We start from the raw sequence: 19,225 nt of genomic DNA on the forward strand, positions 1-19,225 counted from the left end.
GCCTTTGTTTTTTATTTATCTAATCCAGCAGTGCGTTAATCTTCGCGGCCATGATCACGTCGTTTTGGCTGAGTCCTTTGATGCTGTGGGTTTTTAAGGTGATTTTGCATTGGTTGTAGCCAAAGCAAATCTCCGGGTGATGGTCTTCTTTGTGCGCAATCCAACTCACCGCATTTACAAACGAGACCGTTTGATGGTAGTTTTTAAAGCTAAAGGTTTTGTGGATGCTGGCATAATCCAGTGTGACATCCCAACCCGGTAGCATATTGAGGTAGCTTTCAATCGTTGGAATCACCAGACCTTTGGTGCCTGGGGGGATGTCTTGGCATTTTTGGTCTAATAGATTGGGTAAATCACTCATTATTGCGCTCCTTTGTTAGCATCAAGGGTTTTTAAATGGTCAATGCGAATTTTCGCCGGTGGATGGCTGTCGTAATAGGCTGAATAACTTGGATCCGGTGTCAGGGTCGCGGCGTTATCACGATAGAGTTTTAGCAAGGCGCTGATTAAGTGATGTGCGCCAACATGCTGGGCGGCAAACGTATCGGCTTCAAACTCGTGTTTGCGACTTTTAAACGCCATCACTGGCCCTAAAAAGAAAAACATCACCGGCACCGCCGTCATAAACAATAACAAAGCCGCCGCTGGGGTAGCAGTTTCAACCCCTAAACCCGTGTAAAAACTCGGCAGGGTCACCAACCAACCCAGCAGGGCCAAGCCAACAAAACTCATGGCCGCGCCTTCAATCAGGCGTTTTTTAATGTGTCCATGTTTAAAATGCCCCAACTCGTGGGCTAATACCGCTTCGACTTCGTCCACCGACAGTTTTTCGAGCAGGGTGTCAAAAAACACAATCCGTTTGTTTTTTCCCATGCCAGTAAAGTAGGCATTGCCATGGCCGGAACGCGATGAGCCATCCATCACAAAAATACCGTTGGACTCAAAACCCGTGCGCTCTAATAACGCTTCAATCCGCTGCTTCATTTCACCGTCTTCTAGCGGTGTGAATTTATTAAACAAAGGCGCAATCCATTTTGGATAAGCCCAAAGTAAAAACAGATTAAAACTCATCCATAAAACCCAGGCATACAACCACCAGGCCTGGTCAATAAATTTATTCATAATCATCACAATCGCCCATAACAACGGCAAACCGATCACTAACATCAGCAACCACTGTTTAACCAGATCGCTGACAAATTTAGCCGGTGTGGTTTTGTTGAACCCAAATTTTTCTTCAATACGGAAGGTGCTGATGATACTAAAAGGTAAATGTAACAAAGCCAAGAACATAAAGGTCGATAACAAGAAACCAACATCGCGCCAAATCGGATCTAAGCTAAAACCCAACCAAATGTTATAGATGTCTTGAAAACCACCGCCCAGCGTCATCACCAAAATCAACGCCGCATCAAAAAACAACACAAACCGCGCAAGCTGGAGCTTAGTGCGCGAATAATCGGCGGCTTTTTGATGGGCGTCAAGGTTCACCACTTCGGCAAACTCGGTCGGCACCTGTTCACGGTGTTGTAAAATATGGAATTGGTTTTTTACATTCAACCAAACTTCTACCAGCAAGCTGATCATTAAGCTAAACACAAATAACAGACTAATAATATTCATAAAAACGTCCTGATTTCGTTTTAAAACGGGGCTAAACCTATTAATATAGTCGGTTATTCTAGTTTAAAAGAGCAACAAAATGAAATCTGACACTAATTTGATTTGGATTGACCTTGAAATGACCGGTTTAGAGCCTCGTCATCATAAAATCATTGAGATTGCGACCGTTGTCACCGATGCACAATTGAATATATTGGCACAAGGGCCGACCTTAGCGATTCATGTCGATGAATCTGAGCTCGACAAGATGGATAACTGGTGCATTGAACACCACGGAAAATCAGGACTCACCCAGCGCGTTCGTAACAGCCAGATTAGCCTAGAGCAAGCGGAACAGCAAACGCTCGATTTTCTGAGCCAATATGTTTCTAAAGGTGTCTCACCCATGTGCGGCAACAGTATTTGCCAAGACCGGCGTTTTTTGGTTGAGGAAATGCCTAAACTTGAGGCTTTTTTTCACTACCGTAACCTGGATGTCAGTACGCTGAAGGAGTTGGCCAAGCGTTGGGCTCCGAATGTTTACCAAGCGCACAAGAAGCAAGGCAGCCACCTTGCGATGGATGACATTTTAGAATCGATCGACGAACTCAAGCATTATCGACAACATTTGTTTAACCAATAAAAACCTAGTAAACTACTCAGGAATTAGCAAACGGTCGGTGCAAACAATATAACTTGTTGTTGAACCTCACTTTGCTATTCTCAAAACCAAAGTAATTCTATATAATTAGAATCTTTTTCACGATTTTTTCAAACGAATCCGCTGCATTTTATCTGCATCGCGGGTTTATTTAACTGGAGGACCATTATTGTGGAACTAACTGGTGCCCAAATCTTAATCCATTTTTTGGAAGATGAGGGGGTAGAGCATATATGGGGTTATCCAGGTGGCGCTGCGCTGCCCATCTATGACGCCCTTGATACCGACGCAAAAGAATTACAACACATTCTTGTGCGCCATGAACAAGCCGCTGTGCATGCTGCAGACGGTTATGCACGCTCTACAGGTAAGCCAGGGGTCGTACTGGTCACATCTGGGCCTGGTGCCACCAATACCGTAACCGGTATTGCCACCGCCTATATGGACTCTATCCCGATGATCGTTATTACTGGACAAGTGCCAACCAGCCTAATTGGTTTGGATGCCTTCCAGGAAGTCGATACCGTGGGGATTACACGCCCGATAGTCAAACACAATTTCTTGGTCAAGGATGTTAAAGATTTGGCGATAACGCTCAAAAAAGCGTTCTATATTGCCACAACCGGCCGACCAGGCCCGGTTGTTATTGATATCCCCAAAGATGTACAAAACGCCACAAGCCACTATGAATATCCACAAGAAGTTGCGTTGCGCTCCTACTTACCTGTTGTTAAAGGTCATAGCGGACAAATTAGAAAAGCCGTTGATATGATGCTGTCAGCTGAACGCCCGATTTTCTACACCGGTGGTGGTGTGGTGTTAGGTGACGGATCCGAGGAACTGACTAAATTGGTCAGAAAACTGGGTTTTCCGATCACACAAACGCTAATGGGGCTTGGTGCATTTCCTGCCAGCGATAAACAAAACATTGGCATGTTGGGTATGCACGGTACCTACGAAGCCAACCTCGCGATGCACCATTGCGATGTGCTGATTGCGATTGGTTCACGCTTTGATGACCGTGTGACGGGTAATATTGAGAAATTCTGCCCGACCGCTAAAATTATTCATGTTGATATTGATCCGGCATCGATTTCTAAAAACGTGGTGGTGGACATTCCGATTGTTGGCCCTGTTCAGCAAGTATTGCAAGAAATGAACGCCCACCTCGACAAACTAGATCACCAACCACAAGCTGAGCAAACACAAGCTTGGTGGTCGCAGATTGAAGAGTGGCGTTCGATGAACTGCTTAAAATTTGATACCAGTGGTACCAAAATTAAACCTCAAGCTGCAGTTCAAGCCGTTTGGGAAGTAACAAACGGTGATGCTTATGTAACATCGGATGTAGGCCAACACCAAATGTTTGCCGCCCAGTATTATACTTTTGACAAACCTCGTCGCTGGATCAACTCCGGTGGTTTGGGTACCATGGGCTTCGGTTTACCGGCGGCCATGGGGGTTCAAATGGCGTTTCCGGATGCGACCGTGTTATGCATTACTGGTGAAGGCTCGATTCAAATGAATATCCAAGAGCTTTCTACCTGTTTGCAATACGGTTTGCCGGTCAAGGTGGTGTGCTTAAACAACGGCTTTTTGGGCATGGTTCGCCAGTGGCAAGAATTCTTTTATGACCGCCGCTATTCTATGTCCTATATGGATTCGTTACCGGATTTTGTCAAGTTGACTGAAGCCTATGGCCATGTGGGTGTGCGTATTGACAACCCTGCGACCATGAAGCAACAGCTTGAAGAGGCGTTTGCGCTGAAAGATAAGTTTGTCTTTATTGACATTATTACCGATCAGCAAGAAAACGTTTATCCGATGATTCCGGCCGGTGCTGGTCAAAACGAAATGATATTGGTGTAAACATGAAGCATATAATTTCAATGTTAATCGAAAATGAATCCGGTGCGCTTTCACGCGTCGCTGGGCTTTTTTCTGCTCGTGGCTACAACATTCAAGCCCTAACCGTGGCCCCTACCGAAGACGAATCCTTGTCTCGTCTAACCTTGGTAACCCTGGGAAACGCACATCAAATCGAACAGATTGTTAAACACCTTAACCGTTTAATTGATGTGGTCAAGGTGGTTGATCTAACTGAGGGCGCGCACATAGAGCGTGAATTAATGCTCATCAAACTCTCAGCGGTGGGTGACTATCGTGAAGAGTTTGTGCGTTTGGCCGATATTTTCCGCGGTACGATTGTCGATGTGACAGCGACCACCTACACGGTACAAATGATTGGCGAAACCCAAAAGCTTGATGCCTTTATTGCTGCGATTGATCCGGCATTAATCCTTGAAACCGTGCGTTCTGGCGCAATGGGGATTATGCGCGGTGAAAAGTGTTTGCAGATATAAAATCACGCGACAACCAGGCCTGTTTTAGCAAAAACTGCAGGTCTGGGTTATAATCCCATAAATTATTTAACGATTTATTTTTAACCTTTCAAACTTCAAAGGACACTCCATGCAAGTTTATTACGATAAAGATTGTGATCTTTCAATTATCCGTGGCATGAAAGTCGCGATTATCGGCTTTGGTTCACAGGGTCACGCGCACGCAGCTAACCTACAAGATTCAGGTGTTGACGTTACTGTGGGTTTACGCCCAGGTTCATCTTCCATTAAAAAAGCCGAAGGCTATGGTCTAAAAACGGCTGACGTGCCTAGCGCGGTAGCGGGTGCGGATCTAGTTATGATCCTTACACCAGACGAGTTCCAATCTGTTCTTTATAAAGAAGAAATCGAACCTAATTTGAAAAAAGGTGCGGTATTAGCTTTTGCACATGGTTTTGCGATTCTTTACAACCAAGTAGTACCTCGTGCAGATCTTGACGTAATTATGATTGCACCTAAAGCACCAGGCCACACTGTGCGTTCAGAATTTGTTAAAGGCGGCGGTATTCCAGATCTTATCGCAGTTCACCAAGACGTATCAGGTAAAGCAAAATCTATCGCGCTTTCTTATGCTTCAGGTGTAGGCGGTGGTCGTACCGGTATTATCGAAACGACCTTCCGTGAAGAGTGTGAAACTGATCTGTTCGGTGAGCAAGCCGTTCTTTGTGGTGGTGCAGTTGAATTGGTTAAAATGGGCTTTGAAACCTTGGTTGAAGCGGGTTACGCCCCTGAAATGGCTTACTTTGAGTGTTTACACGAGTTAAAACTGATTGTTGACTTGATGTACGAAGGCGGCATTGCCAACATGAACTACTCCATTTCTAACAATGCTGAGTACGGTGAGTATGTTACTGGCCCACAGGTTATTAACGAAGAAAGCCGTATGGCGATGCGTGAAGCACTATACAACATCCAAAACGGTGAGTATGCGAAACGCTTTATCCTAGAAGGTATGACCAACTATCCGGAAATGACCGCTAAGCGTCGTATTAACGCCGAGCACCCAATCGAAGTTGTTGGTGAGCAATTACGCTCTATGATGCCTTGGATTCAAGCTAACAAGATTGTAGATAAAGCTAAAAACTAAGTTCTAGCCTATCCCTTTTTTGTTACCAGACCCAGCTTCGGCTGGGTTTTTTATTTAGGCGAAACACTATGGATCAAACACCTGTTGATAAAAAACTAGCGCAGGCTATCGAACAACTGCCTGAAATCCTCAAACGTGATTTAGAACAAAACCTGTGTGTTTGCAACTCGGTTGCTAAAATTACCGTGATTAAAGCCATTGTAGAGGGTGCAGATGAACTGGAGAAGGTAAAGCAACAAACATTTGCCTCCGATGGCACAGGCTGTTGCAAACTACAAATCAAACACCTTTTAAATGCACTGGTTAAAAATAAGGCCTGATTGTCATAACAACAACCAGGCCTGGTTTCTAAACATTCGCCTTAATAACCAAGGCTAAACAGTCATAAAGCCTTTGTATTTAGAGCAACACGCGTTCTATACCCTCTTTTTCGACCTTAGCAACAAATTCGTTTTTCCACTCACTTCCGATCAGGTTATTCGCTAACTCAACCACAATATAGTCGGTTTTTAAACCGGTTTCATCCTGATAACGGTTCAAGCCCTGCTGACAAGCCGGACAAGACGTCAGCAACTTCACATTACCATTCACCGCCTTTTCTTCACCGGTTAAGTCTTTAATGCCTTTTTTCAACTCTTCCTCTTTACGGAAGCGCAGTTGGTTAGCAATGTCCGGTCTAGCTGTGGCAAGCGTACCGGCTTCGCTACAACAACGATCATTTAATGGTACGTTAATACCGGTCAACTCAGAGGCTACCTTGGTAGAATCGTATTTTTTCATCGGATCATGACAAGGGGCGTGGTACATATACTGCACCCCATTAGTTGATGGCATTTTCACGCCCTTCTCCATCAGATATTCGTGAATATCTAACAAACGACAACCCGGGAAAATCTGCTCGAACTCATACTTCAACAATTGATCCATACAAGTACCACAAGACACCAACACCGTTTTAATGTCCATATAGTTCAGGGTATTCGCTACACGATGAAATAAAGCTCGGTTTTCAGTGGTAATTTGCGCTCCCTTGGCCGCCTGCCCCGCTGCAGTTTGCGGATAACCGCAACACAAGTAACCTGGTGGCAGAATCGTTTGTGCGCCGGTTTCATACAGCATCGCTAGGGTTGCTAAACTGATGTCACTAAACAAACGCTCAGAACCACAGCCTGGGAAATAAAACACCGCTTCCGACTCTTCGGTGGTTTTCTGTGGATCACGCAAAATTGGTACAATTGTACGATCTTCCAACGCTAATAGGGCTCGCATGGTCGGTTGATTGGGTCCGGTATCCAACGGTTTACGTACAAAATGAATGACCTGCTGCGTCACCGGTGTGCTGCCGGTCGATTTAGCCGGTAGCTGGTCTTTTTTTCCCAACAATCCCGTCATCTTAGCTAGTTTATGCCCGATACGCTGCCCCAGCGCACCCCAACCAATCATCGTTGTGCGAAGCAGTTTTACTAGGCCTGGTTGTCCGGTATTCAAATAGAATAAAGCCGCCTTGGTCCCCAAGCTGACTTTTTTCTTGCCCATATCGGTCAGAATCTTACGCATCCTAATCGACACATCGCCAAAGTCTATATCGACCGGACAGGGCGCTTCACATTTATGACAGGTCGTACAATGATCAGCCACATCATTCATCGCATCAAAATGATGTAATGAAATCCCGCGGCGGGTTTGTTCTTCATACAAGAATGCTTCTATCACCTGACCGGTGGCTAGAATTTTATTGCGTGGTGAATAAAGCAAATTCGCGCGCGGAATATGCGTCTGGCACACCGGTTTACATTTACCGCAACGTAAGCAGTCCTTAATATCATTATTGAGCTGATCTAATTCACTGGCTTCAAGAATTAATGCTTCTTGCTTAACCAACGACAAGGACGGCGTATAGGCATTATGCAAACCTGATCCCGGCATCAACTTGCCTTTGTTAAAGTGGCCGTTAGGGTCCACCTTGTTTTTATATTCCACAAAGGCTTGGATTTTTTCCGGTGCTAAAAACTCAATTTTTGTTAACCCTATGCCGTGCTCACCGGAAATTACGCCGCCCAACTCGGTCGCCAATTTCATTACCCGCTCAACAATGGTTTCAGCTTGATGAATCATCCGGTAATTATTCGAATGCACTGGTATATTGGTATGAATATTGCCATCACCGGCATGCATATGCAGCGCAACAAACAAACGCGCGTTTCGGGTTTCAAAGTGAAGTTCTTTTAAACGTTTCATCATGGGTTCAAAATCATGTCCCATAAAGGTTTGTTGCAGAAACTCCAACACTTCTTTACGATAAGACACCACTAGATCACGACGCAAAATCAGTTTAACCAAAGATTCATTGTCACGAATCAAGGTGCGTGCCGACTCATCCATTAAGTCTAAAAGCTGCTCCGCAGGTTTGTCCAAACCGTCATAAAACGCTTGCCACTTGCGCTTTACATTCGACAAGTGTGCCAAGGTAGCATCAACCTTGGTTTTAAAATAGGCTGCCGGATCGCCCTGCGAGTCCTCAAAATCATCTTCTAGGGTATATTCTTTAATCTCGCCGTTAAAATAAGCTTCCAAGGCATCAATAATCTCTACCTTGTTTTGCAGCGACATTTCAATATTGATACGCTCAATACCCTCGTTATACTCATTCAAGCGCGGCAATGGAATCACCACGTCTTCATTGATTTTGAACGCATTGGTATGGGCCGAAATTGCGGCGGTGCGTGAACGGTCTAACCAGAAACGTTTGCGCGCTTCGGCAGTAACCGCAACAAAACCTTCTGCATTGCGTTTTTTTGCCAGCTCAACGATTTCCTGACAGGTTTTAGCCACTTCAAAACCATTATCACCGGCAATATCACCCAACAAAATCATCTTCGGCAACTCACGACGGTTCGCTTTGGTATTGTATTTAACCGCACGCACATAGCGTTCGTCTAAATGCTCAAGCCCAGCCAATAAAATGCCTTGGGCTTTTTTGCTTTCGATAAAGTCGGTGATTTCAACAATCGCAGGCACGGCCAAACTCAAATCGGTGCCAAAAAACTCTAAACACACGGTGCGGATATGCTCAGGCATGCGATGCAACACAAAGCGTGCTGAAGTGATTAAGCCATCGCAACCTTCTTTTTGCACACCCGGCAGACCACTTAAAAACTTATCCGTAACATCCTTACCCAGGCCTGCTTGACGGAAAGCTAAGCCAGGTATATCCAAACGTTCTACCTCGCCTCGCTTAGTTGTACCATCGGATTCGTAGCGATGAAGTTCAAAACTGACGGTCGCTTGGTCTTGCAACTTGCCCAAGTTATGATTAACCCGCACCACCTCCATCCAACTGGCATCCGGCATCACCATTTTCCAAGAGGCGAGGTTATCGAGTGTCGTGCCCCACAGCACCGCTTTTTTACCACCGGCATTCATTGATATATTGCCACCAATGGTGGAGGCATCATGTGAGGTGGGGTCAACGGCAAACACCAAACCATTACGTTCAGCTAATTCAGTAACTCGCTTAGTGACCACACCGGCACCAGTACGCACTGTCGGCACTTTAACCCCTACCCCCGGCAACTCGACCTTTTCAACCAGGCTAAGAAACTCAAGTTTTTCGGTATTGATGACTGCGGTATTGGCTTCTAACGGAATCGCGCCACCGGTGTAACCCGTTCCGCCACCACGCGGAATAATCACCAGACCCAACTCAATACAGGCTGCGACAATATCCGCCGTTTCTTGTTCGGTATCCGGGCTAATCACCACCAGCGGCAACTCTACCCGCCAGTCGGTCGCATCGGTGGCATGAGAGACCCTTGCTAAACCGCCAAAATCAACGTTATCTATCCGAGTAATCTTTTTTAACCGCTTGCTGACTTTTTGGCGCAATGAAATTTGTTGCGGAAACCAAGCCTCAAATTGTTTCACGGACTCTTTAACCGCATTCAACAATGATTCTGCCAATTTATTGTTATTTAGACGCGACTCAACCTGCGTCAAGCGGTGATGCAATGCTTCAATTAAAGCGCTTCGGCGCTTGGCATTTTCTAATAGATCATCCTGAATATAGGGATTACGCGTGACAACCCACATATCCCCCAACACCTCAAACAGCATTTGTGCTGAACGACCGGTACCGCGACTTTCACGGAGTTGCTCAACCGTTTGCCAACCCGATTCCCCTATAAAACGCGTTACGATCTCACGATCAGAAAACGAAGTATAGTTATAAGGAATCTCACGAATACGCTTGTTTGTGTTCATAGGTTTTGGCTCACCAAATTTTTCTTAAGAGTTAAGGGTAAAAAAGCACCGAACTCGGTGCCTTGAAGGGTTTATCTTTGTCGCGCTTTATGTCGCGTTCGTTTTGACTCTCTAAAGGTGTCAACTCTGCGTTTACGCTGTTTTTCACGATCAGATAGACCCTCTTTATTCATATCAAACGGATTGTCACCAACGCGGAACTCAACCATCACCGGCGTTCCTTCCCATTTAAAAGCCTTACGGAACGTATTCTCTAAATAACGCTTATAGGGCGCTGGAGTTTTATCAATTTTATTACCATGAATTATAATTCTCGGTGGATTAAGACCACCTAAATGAGCATAACGCATTTTTAACCGTCGTCCACCAACTAAGGGCGGCTGATGATCTAAAATAGCCTGTTCTAAAACACGGTTTAAATCTGAGGTTGAAATTTTTTGCGTCGCAGCGCGATATACTCGTTTAATGGTTTTAAATAGATCACCCACGCCACTGCCATGCAAAGCTGAAATTAAGTGCGTTTTAGCATAGTCAATAAACTGCAATCTAAAGTCAAGCTCATGTTTTATTTTGGCACGTTGATCTGCATCCAACCCATCCCATTTATTCACCGCTAAAACCAAACCACGTCCAGACTCTATTGCCAAGCCCAAAAGAGTCAAGTCTTGATCGGTAATACCTTCAGAGCCGTCCATCAGCATCACCACCACATGCGCATCCTGCATGGCTTCAATCGCTTTAATTACTGAAAACTTTTCAATCTTTTCAGCGACCTTTTTACGACGGCGAACACCGGCTGTATCAATGAGCGTATAGGCTTGACCATCTCGCTCAAACGGAACATAAATACTATCTCGCGTGGTACCCGGCATATCAAAAGCCACCACACGATCTTCACCTAACATACGGTTAACAAGCGTGGACTTGCCCACATTAGGTCGCCCAATCACCGCAACCCGAATACCCGGATGTTCATCAAGATCAAAACCATCTTCCAAAGGATTAATCGGCAAACGCTCGATCAAATCATCAATGGCTTCTGCCACGTTATCACCGTGTGCGGAAGAAATACCAATCGGTTCACCAAGACCCATTCCATAAAACTCAGCAGTAATCACATCAAGATTACAGCCCTCTGTTTTATTGACCAACAATTGCACAGGCTTCCCATAACTACGAATATAGTTTGCAATCGCTTCATCAGCCGGATTTAAACCGGCGCGTCCATCAACAATAAAGAAAATACCATGAGCCTCAGCTAAAGCTTGTTGTACCTGTGAAGCCATAAGAGGATCAACCCCTTCAACTTCACCGCTTAAGCCACCGGTATCGACCACAATGTAATCGTATTCCCCTACCTTACCGGTACCATACTGTCTATCACGCGTAAGACCAGGAAAATCCGCAACAATGGCATCGCGCGTTTTAGTTAATCGGTTAAACAGGGTCGACTTTCCCACATTAGGGCGCCCCACCAGGGCAATAATCGGTTTACTCATTATTTTTCTTTACTCGACTGAACGGCGCGACCAGGCCTGGTTTCAAAAACACCATTAAAACGATAGGCACTGACGTTACCGTCGGCATCTAACAGATAATAACGCTGCTGCTGTTGATAAATATCCAAAATTTCTTGTCCAGCGTCTAGATGGTTCGCATGTTTAAAACGCGCCAAAATCGTACCATCTTTGGGGTCAATCCAATGCAGATAACCTAAACGATCAGCTAACATTAACTGAGGTTGCACTGAAACAGCATGATCTATACGCACATCAATTAAGCCACGATATTTTAAAGCCTGTTGGTTCCAATACTCAGTTCCTGTCGCCGGATCTAATGCACGCAGAATATCATCTTGGTCAACTAAATAGATGACTTTATCATGAAGCTTGAAATCACGGAAACCAGAAAGCTCTTTCGCCCAAATTAAATTACCATTACTTGGGTTAATCGCGGCCATCCGTCCGTTATAACTCAAAACAAACAGGCGGCCATCGGCCAAAACCGGCTTGGCCTGAATATCTACCATGCGCTCTAGATCTGTACGCCCTGAAGGAATAGCAACGCGTGCATCCCAAATTATTTCACCTGATTGTAACGAACGTGCTTCTAAAAATCCGGACTCACGACCTATATAAACACGGTCACGATCAACAAGCACCGGGGCGGCACCGCGTAAAAATAGGCTTGGCATTTGATGATCAGCCGTCCAAACCACACTGCCTGTCTGAAGGTTTAGCGCGACTAAGCGTCCATCATTTGTTCTAACCAAGATCAGTTGATTGGCAATGACAGGTTGGCTGACCACCTCCGCAGCTAGATATCGTATCCACTGGACTTGACCTGTTTGCGCGTCAAACGCGATCACATCGCCTTTTGCACTGCCGACAATCACCTTATTTTCGACCACAACCGGCCCGGCAAGCAATGCCGCATCTATGCGTTTTTGCCATATAATCTGATCAGTATGCCGTGATTGATTTTGCTGAATTAAAGCGGTCAATAACCCAGAACTTGAAGCAACATAAAGATGATTGTCGTCCGATGCCATCCGTAAACTGCGGCCATCCGCTTCGGCAATCAGTTTGAGATTAACTTGCCAATCTAAACCTAACTGATAATGCTGTTCAACCGGCTGAAGCTCGGTAGGAATTCGCACCGTTTTCGAAGTTGAGCTACAACCCTGAATTAAAAATACACTGGCCAGCGCGCTAATTAAAAAAATATTTTTCATTCGATTGCTAAATCATCCATTTGAATACTTGCCAAATTACGTAAGTCTGACTGAGCTTGCTCATTGTCGGCAACGCGTTTAAACATCAGATAGGCTTGCTCTGACTGCTGTTGGGCTAAAGCCAACAAACCTGCAACATAATCAACGTTTGCGGCTGCAGCCGGTGATAAACGAGCTGACTGCAGCTGTTTAAGTTGCGCATCGGCAGCTTCAAATTCCGCCTGTTGAATATACACACGTGCTAAACGTAGTTGAGCAACCTGTCTTAAATCAACGGATTGTTTACTATTAATTATCCAATTTAAAGCCTCAACAGCCTCCTCAACTTCACCGGCCTGCCAATGAAAATCTGCTAGCATCAAAGCTGCTGAACCGGCATAAGGACTTTTCGGTTGATCCTGCATCAATCGGCGAGCTTCACGAGATACTTCACCAAACACGCCATTAGCATGGCTCATATCAAGCACTTCAAAAACACTTGATGCTTCTGCCGCCTTACTAAAGGTATAACTTTGCCAATAGCGGTAACCCGAAAAAGATAATACGATGGCTAAAATAACACTGAGCAGCAGCGTACCATACTTATCCCACCAAGCTTTAATGGCTTCTAACTGATCCTGTTCTGTATCATGACGACTCATAGCGTTTTAACCTTTTTAATTGTGTTTTTTATCAACAGTGAAAAATGAAATGAGCTGATCCCATTCAAGCGTTTTTTGTTCAGCATCCTCGCGCAATGACTTAATCGTTACCTGCTGTTTTGCCACCTCATCATCGCCCAAAATCAGCGCATAACGCGCACCGGATTTATCGGCTTTTTTAAACTGACTTTTAAAGCTGCCCCCACCACAATTCATCACCACTGTTTGATTGGGCAAGGCCTCTCTAAGCATTTCCGCCATCACCAGGCCTGGTTGTAATGTGGATGGCCCAGCAAGCACAATAAAAATATCGGCGGATGGCGTTTCTACTATTTTCTGTTGATCAACAAGTAACGCCATTAAGCGCTCAATGCCCATAGCAAAACCGACTGCAGGGGTTGACTTGCCACCAATCTGTTCAACCAAGCCGTCATAACGTCCACCTGCACAGACCGTGCCCTGCGCACCCAGTTCCGTAGTCACCCACTCGAAAACTGTTCGATTGTAATAATCTAAACCCCGAACCAGATTTGGATTAACTACATACTCAATGCCTAAACTATCTAAGGCAGAACAGACTTGATCAAAATGATGCCTTGAGGCTTCATCCAAAGCATCAATCAATTTAGGAGCACCGGCAACTATTTCGGCCATTGCAGGGTTTTTACTATCCAACACCCTTAAAGGATTGGTATGTAAACGACGCTGGCTGTCTTCATCCAGTTGATCTTGATACTGAGTTAAATATCGAACCAGTTGTTCGCGATAGTCCGCACGAGCTTGCTGGCTGCCCAGTGAGTTAATTTGCAACTCAAGGTTTTCTAATCCCAGTGCATCCCACAGCCGCGCGCTAAGTAAAATTAACTCAATGTCTATATCCGGTCCTTCCAGTCCAAATACCTCAACGCCAAACTGGTGAAACTGACGATAACGACCCTTTTGAGGACGCTCGTGTCGAAACATCGGACCGGAATAATAAACTTTTTGCACTTGGTTATGTAACAAACCATTTTCGATCATTGCACGAACACAACCCGCCGTACCTTCCGGCCTCAAAGACAAGCTGTCACCGTTACGATCAGAAAAGGTGTACATCTCCTTTTCAACGATATCGGTAACCTCACCAATCGAACGAGCAAATAGCTCCGTTTTTTCCACAATCGGCAATCTTATTTGCTGATAACCATACTGTTGAAGCACCTGCTCTGCACCTGCCAACACTGTTGAAAAGGCTTGTGATTGTAAACCGTAAATATCATTCATGCCGCGAATGGCTGAAATTTGTTTAGACATAAAATTAAGCTACCCTAACACCTTCTAAAAACTCAACACTATGCAAGAAAATCAATAAAAACATAGGTGATACCCAACAAAATAAAAACAACCACCAAAGTAACCAGCCAGCGTGTGTTTCTCGGTGCCTGCAAATTCAAATTTTTCTGCTGGATAGTTTTCAGTTCAGCAAAAGTTTTTTCCATTTGGCGAGAACTCAGTTGAGTATTGGCTATTGTAACCTCAAGAATGGCGGCATAATTGCGCAAATGGCCACGATCAAACGGCGACAAATCTAAGTCATCGGCTTTATTTTCCAATTCCTCAATCCTTTCAGCAGACAACTTAAGCAAATCAGACAACTGCTCAAAAGTTAAATTTTTTTCCAAACGCTTTTGCCTCAACAATGAACGAACATCTGTCATATTAAGACTTGGGTCAGTATTTTCTTTATCTTTCATAAGCGTCTCTTTTTTTGAAAGGATTAAACTGCGGGGGTAAAATTAACCATCTTAGGATTAAACTCAACTTGATGCAAAGTTCGTTTGGTGCGATCTTTAACTTTACCAGCAAGTTGTCCGCAAGCCGCATCTATATCATCTCCACGTGTTTTTCTAATAGTACAATTCAAGCCTGCTTCTTTTAATCTAGCTTGAAACCGATGCACTGCGTTATTTGAAGAACGCTTGTAATCTGTATTTGGAAATGGATTAAACGGAATTAAATTAATTTTTGAAGGCAGATCTTTTACCAGCTTTACCAATTGATCCGCATGCTCTAACTGATCGTTCACCCCATCCAACATCACATATTCTACGGTAATATGCTTCTTAGCGTTACCGCCTTCCACATAACGAAACAAGGATGGCATCAATACTTCAAGAGGATATTTTTTGTTAATCGGCACCAACTGATCACGCAATGCATTGTTTGGCGCGTGTAATGAAATAGCCAAACTCACATCCACTTCGTCTTTTAGTTTATCGATGGCAGGGACAACCCCAGCCGTACTGATCGTAACACGACGTTTAGATAAGCCGTAAGCATTATCTTCCATAAGAATCCGTGCAACCGGAAATACATGCGTCACATTCAGCAGAGGTTCACCCATGCCCATAAACACAACATTACTGATAACACGCTCATCACGTGGTGTTACGCCTAGAGCTTTGTTCGCCACCCACATTTGAGCAATGATTTCCCAGTTTTCAAGGTTACGATTAAAACCCTGCTGAGCGGTCGAACAAAACGTACACTCTAAGGCGCAACCTACCTGAGAAGAGATACACAAGGTGCCTCGGTCATCCTCAGGTATAAACACAGTTTCAATACAATTATGGTTATCGACTTCCAACACCCACTTAATAGTGCCATCGGATGAACGTTGCTCGGCCACAATGCGTGGGGTACGAATTTGGGCAACCTGTTTTAATTTCTCACGTAACGCCTTGCTGACATTGGTCATTTGATCAAAGTCACTGACACCCATTTGATGAATCCATTTCATCACTTGCACAGCTCGAAAAGGCTTTTCACCAAGTCCAGCAAAAAAGGTTTCTAAGGCTGCACGATCCATGCCCAGCAAATCAGTTTTTTCAGCGTTATCCGCCATGTGTTGCCTCTAATATCTAAAATTTATCAGCGAAAAGTTCATTTTCACCAAAGAAAAACGCAATCTCACGTGCTGCACTGTCAGGCGAGTCTGAACCATGAACACAATTTAGCCTTGTAGATTCTGCAAAATCAGACCGTATCGTACCTGGTGCGGCTTTAGAAGGGTCAGTAACCCCCATAATTTCACGATTAAGCTTAATCGCATTTTCACCAGCTAAAACCTGAACTACGCAAGGACTTGAAGTCATAAACTCAACCAACGGCTGATAAAACTCACGACCCTGATGTTCAGCGTAAAACCCGGCTGCCTGCTGCTCCGTCATTTTTATCATTTTCATCGCCACAGGACGTAAACCTTTTTCCTCAAAACGCTTGATGATCTCACCAATAAGGTTCTTTTTTACCGCATCAGGTTTAATAATTGAAAGAGTAAGTTCAGACATAAATATTCCTTGCGGATTACAAAATAGGGTTTATTTTAACAAGACTACCTGACCTTTGCACAAATGATACTTGACTAAAAGTAAAAAACCCCTCGAAAGGGGTTAATTTATTATCGAGGTCAGCAACAAAGTTTTCAATTAAACACTGAACGACTCACCACAACCACACATGTCTTTTACATTCGGATTACGGAAATCAAAACCTTCATTCAACAGACTTTCTTTGACGTAATCAATTTCCATACCGTCAATGTTTTTTAAACTCTTGGCATCCACCATTACTTTTATATCAAAACTTTCAAAAACCTGGTCATCATCTTCGATCTGATCGGCATAATCCACCACATAGGCAAATCCGGTACAACCACTGACCTTGGTCGCAACGCGCAAACCCAAGCCATGCCCACGCTTCGCTAGCATGGTTCTAACACGCTGTGCTGCTGATTCTGTTAAGGTTACTGCCATATACTTATCCTTTACTTTTTAATTCGCTTGTCGAGCAGTGTTTGTAATGTCACGTCTGTCAAAAACTGCTCAATCATCCCGCTGAGATCATCCCACAAACGATGAGATAGACATTGCTTACCACCTTGACAATTTGCTCGACCCTCACACTTGCGCGCATCAAGCTTCTCATCAACGGCAGCGATAATCTGGCTAATAGCAATCTCAGCTGCTGAACGACTGAGACGATACCCCCCGCCTGGTCCCCGCGCGCTTCTTACTAGGTCTGCACGCTTTAGTTTGGCAAACAGTTGTTCTAAGTAAGACAAAGAAATATCTTGTCTTTGTGATATCTCGGCCAATGTAATTGAGCCCATATCTTGATTCAACGCTATATCAAGCATGGCAGTCACCGCGTACCGCCCTTTGGATGTAAGTTTCATAACCTGTTAGTCTACTCTTGCTAAATGTTTAGCAATTGTATAATAACCTAGCAATACACTCAACTTTTATGCAAATGTGCCGCTTGCTCTGGGTCATCAGGGTCGAGCACCGCATCATCTAACTTCGGTAAATGCATATCAACTTTTTTTCCACCTAAACGCTCGACCTCTTTACTCAACTGGGCAAGCCGCTCATCCTGAGCCTGAACATGATCTAACAAGCTGTAAATCGCTTTTTCAATCGGGTCGTCTGCGCCTTGGGTTACGCCATAAGCATCAAATCCAATTTTTTCGGCTATTTGCTTGCGTTTTTTCAAGGCTTCATCCGTACTTCGTGTCACAATACGACCTGGAATCCCGACTACGGTTTTGTCAGCAGGCACATCCTTAATAACCACTGCATTCGAACCAACGCGCGCATCATCACCAACAGTAATCGGCCCCAAAATTTTAGCACCTGCCCCCACAACGACACGTGCGCCTAATGTCGGATGGCGCTTGCCTTCCTGCCAACTGGTTCCACCCAGGGTTACACCGTGGTAAAGGGTACAGTCATCGCCAATCTCTGCCGTTTCACCAATCACCACGCCCATGCCATGATCTATAAATACCCGATCACCAATTTTAGCTGCGGGGTGAATTTCAATTCCGGTAAACCAGCGCGCAATCGTTGCAATAAAACGAGCTAGCCATTTAAGGCCTTTATGCCAAAGAAAGTGCGCTACTCTATACCAAATAATGGCATGCACCCCTGGGTAAGTGGTCAACACATCCCATAGGTTTCGAGCCGCAGGATCTCGGTCGAAAACGCTATTAATATCCTGTCTAATTCGTTTGAACATCTTTAGCCTCTGTATTACGGAGTAGCACTTGACGTTGTGCTGCTGTTAAAATACCGCGCAAAATATCAACCTCCTTAATATCAAGCTCGGCACGATGATACAAACGACGCATACGGCGCATAAAACGGGCATTTTTTTCAGGGTCTAAAAACTCAATATCAATCAATGCCTGTTGCAGATGCTGATAGAAACCTTCCATTTGCTCACTCGAGGCTAATTCAAAGCGATAGCCTTCTGCGCGCTCTTCAGCGTCCTGCTGCGCCAACCATGCAACACGACATTCATAACAAAACACCTGGACTGCAGCCGCTAAATTTAATGAACTATAGGCTGGATTTGAAGGAATATGTGCCAGATAATGACATAGATCTAGTTCACTATTACTTAAACCCGAATCCTCCCTACCAAATACCAAGGCTATTTTCGACAGGGGCGCTTTGCTCATCGCCAGTTCGGCAGTCTGCTTAACATCCAATTGCGGCCAAGCTACTTTACGTAATCGAGCACTGGCCCCTACCACCAAATCACACTCAGCAATCGCCTCACTTAAAGAGCTAAACACCTGAGCCTGAGCCAATAGATCACCGGCACCAGAAGCACGCGAGGAAGCCGCATGACTAGGAAAATCATTGGGATTTACCAGACACAGATGACTTAAACCCATGTTTTTCATCGCTCTTGCTACCCCACCAATGTTCCCAGGGTGAGAGGTCTCAACCAGCACCACTCGAATATTATCCAGTAGTGAACCACTTTCTGACATATCTGCTATCCGCTTTT

Annotated in this window: 19 protein-coding genes; 5 read left to right on the top strand and 14 right to left on the bottom strand. The window is 44.7% G+C overall.

Annotated features, from left to right (window positions below; all coding sequences use genetic code 11):
• Positions 1-19 precede the first annotated feature (19 nt).
• Together JX580_RS09000 and JX580_RS09005 are read right to left on the bottom strand one after the other, a co-directional pair.
• A complete protein-coding gene (locus tag JX580_RS09000; protein WP_248850212.1) occupies positions 20-361 on the bottom strand; it encodes a 4a-hydroxytetrahydrobiopterin dehydratase in 342 nt (113 codons plus the stop codon).
• Positions 361-1,623, bottom strand: a complete 1,263-nt coding sequence (locus JX580_RS09005; RefSeq protein ID WP_248850213.1) for a M48 family metallopeptidase — start codon at positions 1,621-1,623, stop codon at positions 361-363. Before JX580_RS09005 ends, JX580_RS09000 begins: the two co-directional genes overlap by 1 nt.
• Positions 1,624-1,702: 79 nt before the next feature.
• Here JX580_RS09005 and orn point away from each other — a divergent pair, with 79 nt between their 5' ends.
• The 5 genes from orn to JX580_RS09030 all read left to right on the top strand — a co-directional run bounded on the left by orn (position 1,703) and on the right by JX580_RS09030 (position 6,072).
• Positions 1,703-2,245, top strand: coding sequence for an oligoribonuclease (orn, locus tag JX580_RS09010; RefSeq protein WP_248850214.1), 543 nt, complete (start codon positions 1,703-1,705; stop codon positions 2,243-2,245).
• 189 nt (positions 2,246-2,434) lie between these two features.
• The gene (locus JX580_RS09015; RefSeq protein ID WP_248850215.1) at positions 2,435-4,132 is read left to right on the top strand and encodes an acetolactate synthase 3 large subunit; all 1,698 of its coding nucleotides are present in this window, start codon (positions 2,435-2,437) and stop codon (positions 4,130-4,132) included.
• Between the two features lie 2 nt (positions 4,133-4,134).
• A complete protein-coding gene (gene ilvN, locus JX580_RS09020; RefSeq protein WP_248850216.1) occupies positions 4,135-4,626 on the top strand; it encodes an acetolactate synthase small subunit in 492 nt (163 codons plus the stop codon).
• Between the two features lie 109 nt (positions 4,627-4,735).
• Entirely contained in the window at positions 4,736-5,752 is a 1,017-nt protein-coding gene (ilvC, locus tag JX580_RS09025) for a ketol-acid reductoisomerase (RefSeq protein WP_248850217.1), read from the top strand.
• Positions 5,753-5,820: 68 nt separating this feature from the next.
• Entirely contained in the window at positions 5,821-6,072 is a 252-nt protein-coding gene (locus tag JX580_RS09030) for a (2Fe-2S)-binding protein (protein WP_248850218.1), read from the top strand.
• A 79-nt stretch (positions 6,073-6,151) separates the two neighbouring features.
• Here JX580_RS09030 and JX580_RS09035 read toward each other — a convergent pair whose 3' ends face one another.
• From JX580_RS09035 to JX580_RS09090, 12 genes are all read right to left on the bottom strand, one after another.
• Positions 6,152-10,012, bottom strand: a complete 3,861-nt coding sequence (locus JX580_RS09035) for a DUF3683 domain-containing protein (RefSeq protein ID WP_248850219.1) — start codon at positions 10,010-10,012, stop codon at positions 6,152-6,154.
• A gap of 71 nt (positions 10,013-10,083) precedes the next feature.
• Entirely contained in the window at positions 10,084-11,511 is a 1,428-nt protein-coding gene (gene der, locus JX580_RS09040) for a ribosome biogenesis GTPase Der (RefSeq protein ID WP_248850220.1), read from the bottom strand.
• Positions 11,511-12,746 carry an outer membrane protein assembly factor BamB gene (gene bamB, locus JX580_RS09045; RefSeq protein ID WP_248850221.1) on the bottom strand — a complete coding sequence of 412 codons (1,236 nt, stop codon included), beginning with the start codon at positions 12,744-12,746 and terminating at the stop codon, positions 11,511-11,513. The genes der and bamB overlap by 1 nt, the downstream gene beginning before the upstream one ends.
• Complete coding sequence (locus JX580_RS09050; RefSeq protein ID WP_248850222.1) at positions 12,743-13,387, bottom strand: YfgM family protein; 645 nt, start codon at positions 13,385-13,387, stop codon at positions 12,743-12,745. Before JX580_RS09050 ends, bamB begins: the two co-directional genes overlap by 4 nt.
• 15 nt (positions 13,388-13,402) lie before the next feature.
• Positions 13,403-14,680 (bottom strand): histidine--tRNA ligase, encoded by a 1,278-nt coding sequence (gene hisS, locus JX580_RS09055; protein WP_248850223.1) that lies wholly within the window; start codon positions 14,678-14,680, stop codon positions 13,403-13,405.
• 38 nt (positions 14,681-14,718) lie between these two features.
• Positions 14,719-15,120, bottom strand: a complete 402-nt coding sequence (locus JX580_RS09060; RefSeq protein WP_248850224.1) for a helix-turn-helix domain-containing protein — start codon at positions 15,118-15,120, stop codon at positions 14,719-14,721.
• 23 nt (positions 15,121-15,143) lie between these two features.
• Positions 15,144-16,271 carry a 23S rRNA (adenine(2503)-C(2))-methyltransferase RlmN gene (gene rlmN / locus JX580_RS09065; RefSeq protein ID WP_248850225.1) on the bottom strand — a complete coding sequence of 376 codons (1,128 nt, stop codon included), beginning with the start codon at positions 16,269-16,271 and terminating at the stop codon, positions 15,144-15,146.
• Between the two features lie 16 nt (positions 16,272-16,287).
• Entirely contained in the window at positions 16,288-16,716 is a 429-nt protein-coding gene (gene ndk / locus JX580_RS09070) for a nucleoside-diphosphate kinase (protein ID WP_248850226.1), read from the bottom strand.
• Positions 16,717-16,854: 138 nt separating this feature from the next.
• On the bottom strand, positions 16,855-17,181 hold the full coding sequence (locus JX580_RS09075; RefSeq protein ID WP_248850227.1) for a HesB/IscA family protein: 327 nt from the start codon (positions 17,179-17,181) through the stop codon (positions 16,855-16,857).
• A gap of 11 nt (positions 17,182-17,192) precedes the next feature.
• The gene (locus JX580_RS09080) at positions 17,193-17,603 is read right to left on the bottom strand and encodes an Rrf2 family transcriptional regulator (protein ID WP_248850228.1); all 411 of its coding nucleotides are present in this window, start codon (positions 17,601-17,603) and stop codon (positions 17,193-17,195) included.
• Positions 17,604-17,662: 59 nt separating this feature from the next.
• Positions 17,663-18,445 (bottom strand): serine O-acetyltransferase, encoded by a 783-nt coding sequence (gene cysE / locus JX580_RS09085; RefSeq protein WP_248850229.1) that lies wholly within the window; start codon positions 18,443-18,445, stop codon positions 17,663-17,665.
• Positions 18,429-19,208: an RNA methyltransferase gene (locus tag JX580_RS09090; RefSeq protein WP_248850230.1), complete on the bottom strand. Its 780-nt coding sequence runs from the start codon at positions 19,206-19,208 to the stop codon at positions 18,429-18,431. The genes cysE and JX580_RS09090 overlap by 17 nt, the downstream gene beginning before the upstream one ends.
• Between the last annotated feature and the right edge of the window lie 17 nt (positions 19,209-19,225).

Source organism: Thiomicrospira microaerophila (genome assembly GCF_023278225.1).
Taxonomy (GTDB): domain Bacteria; phylum Pseudomonadota; class Gammaproteobacteria; order Thiomicrospirales; family Thiomicrospiraceae; genus Thiomicrospira; species Thiomicrospira microaerophila_A.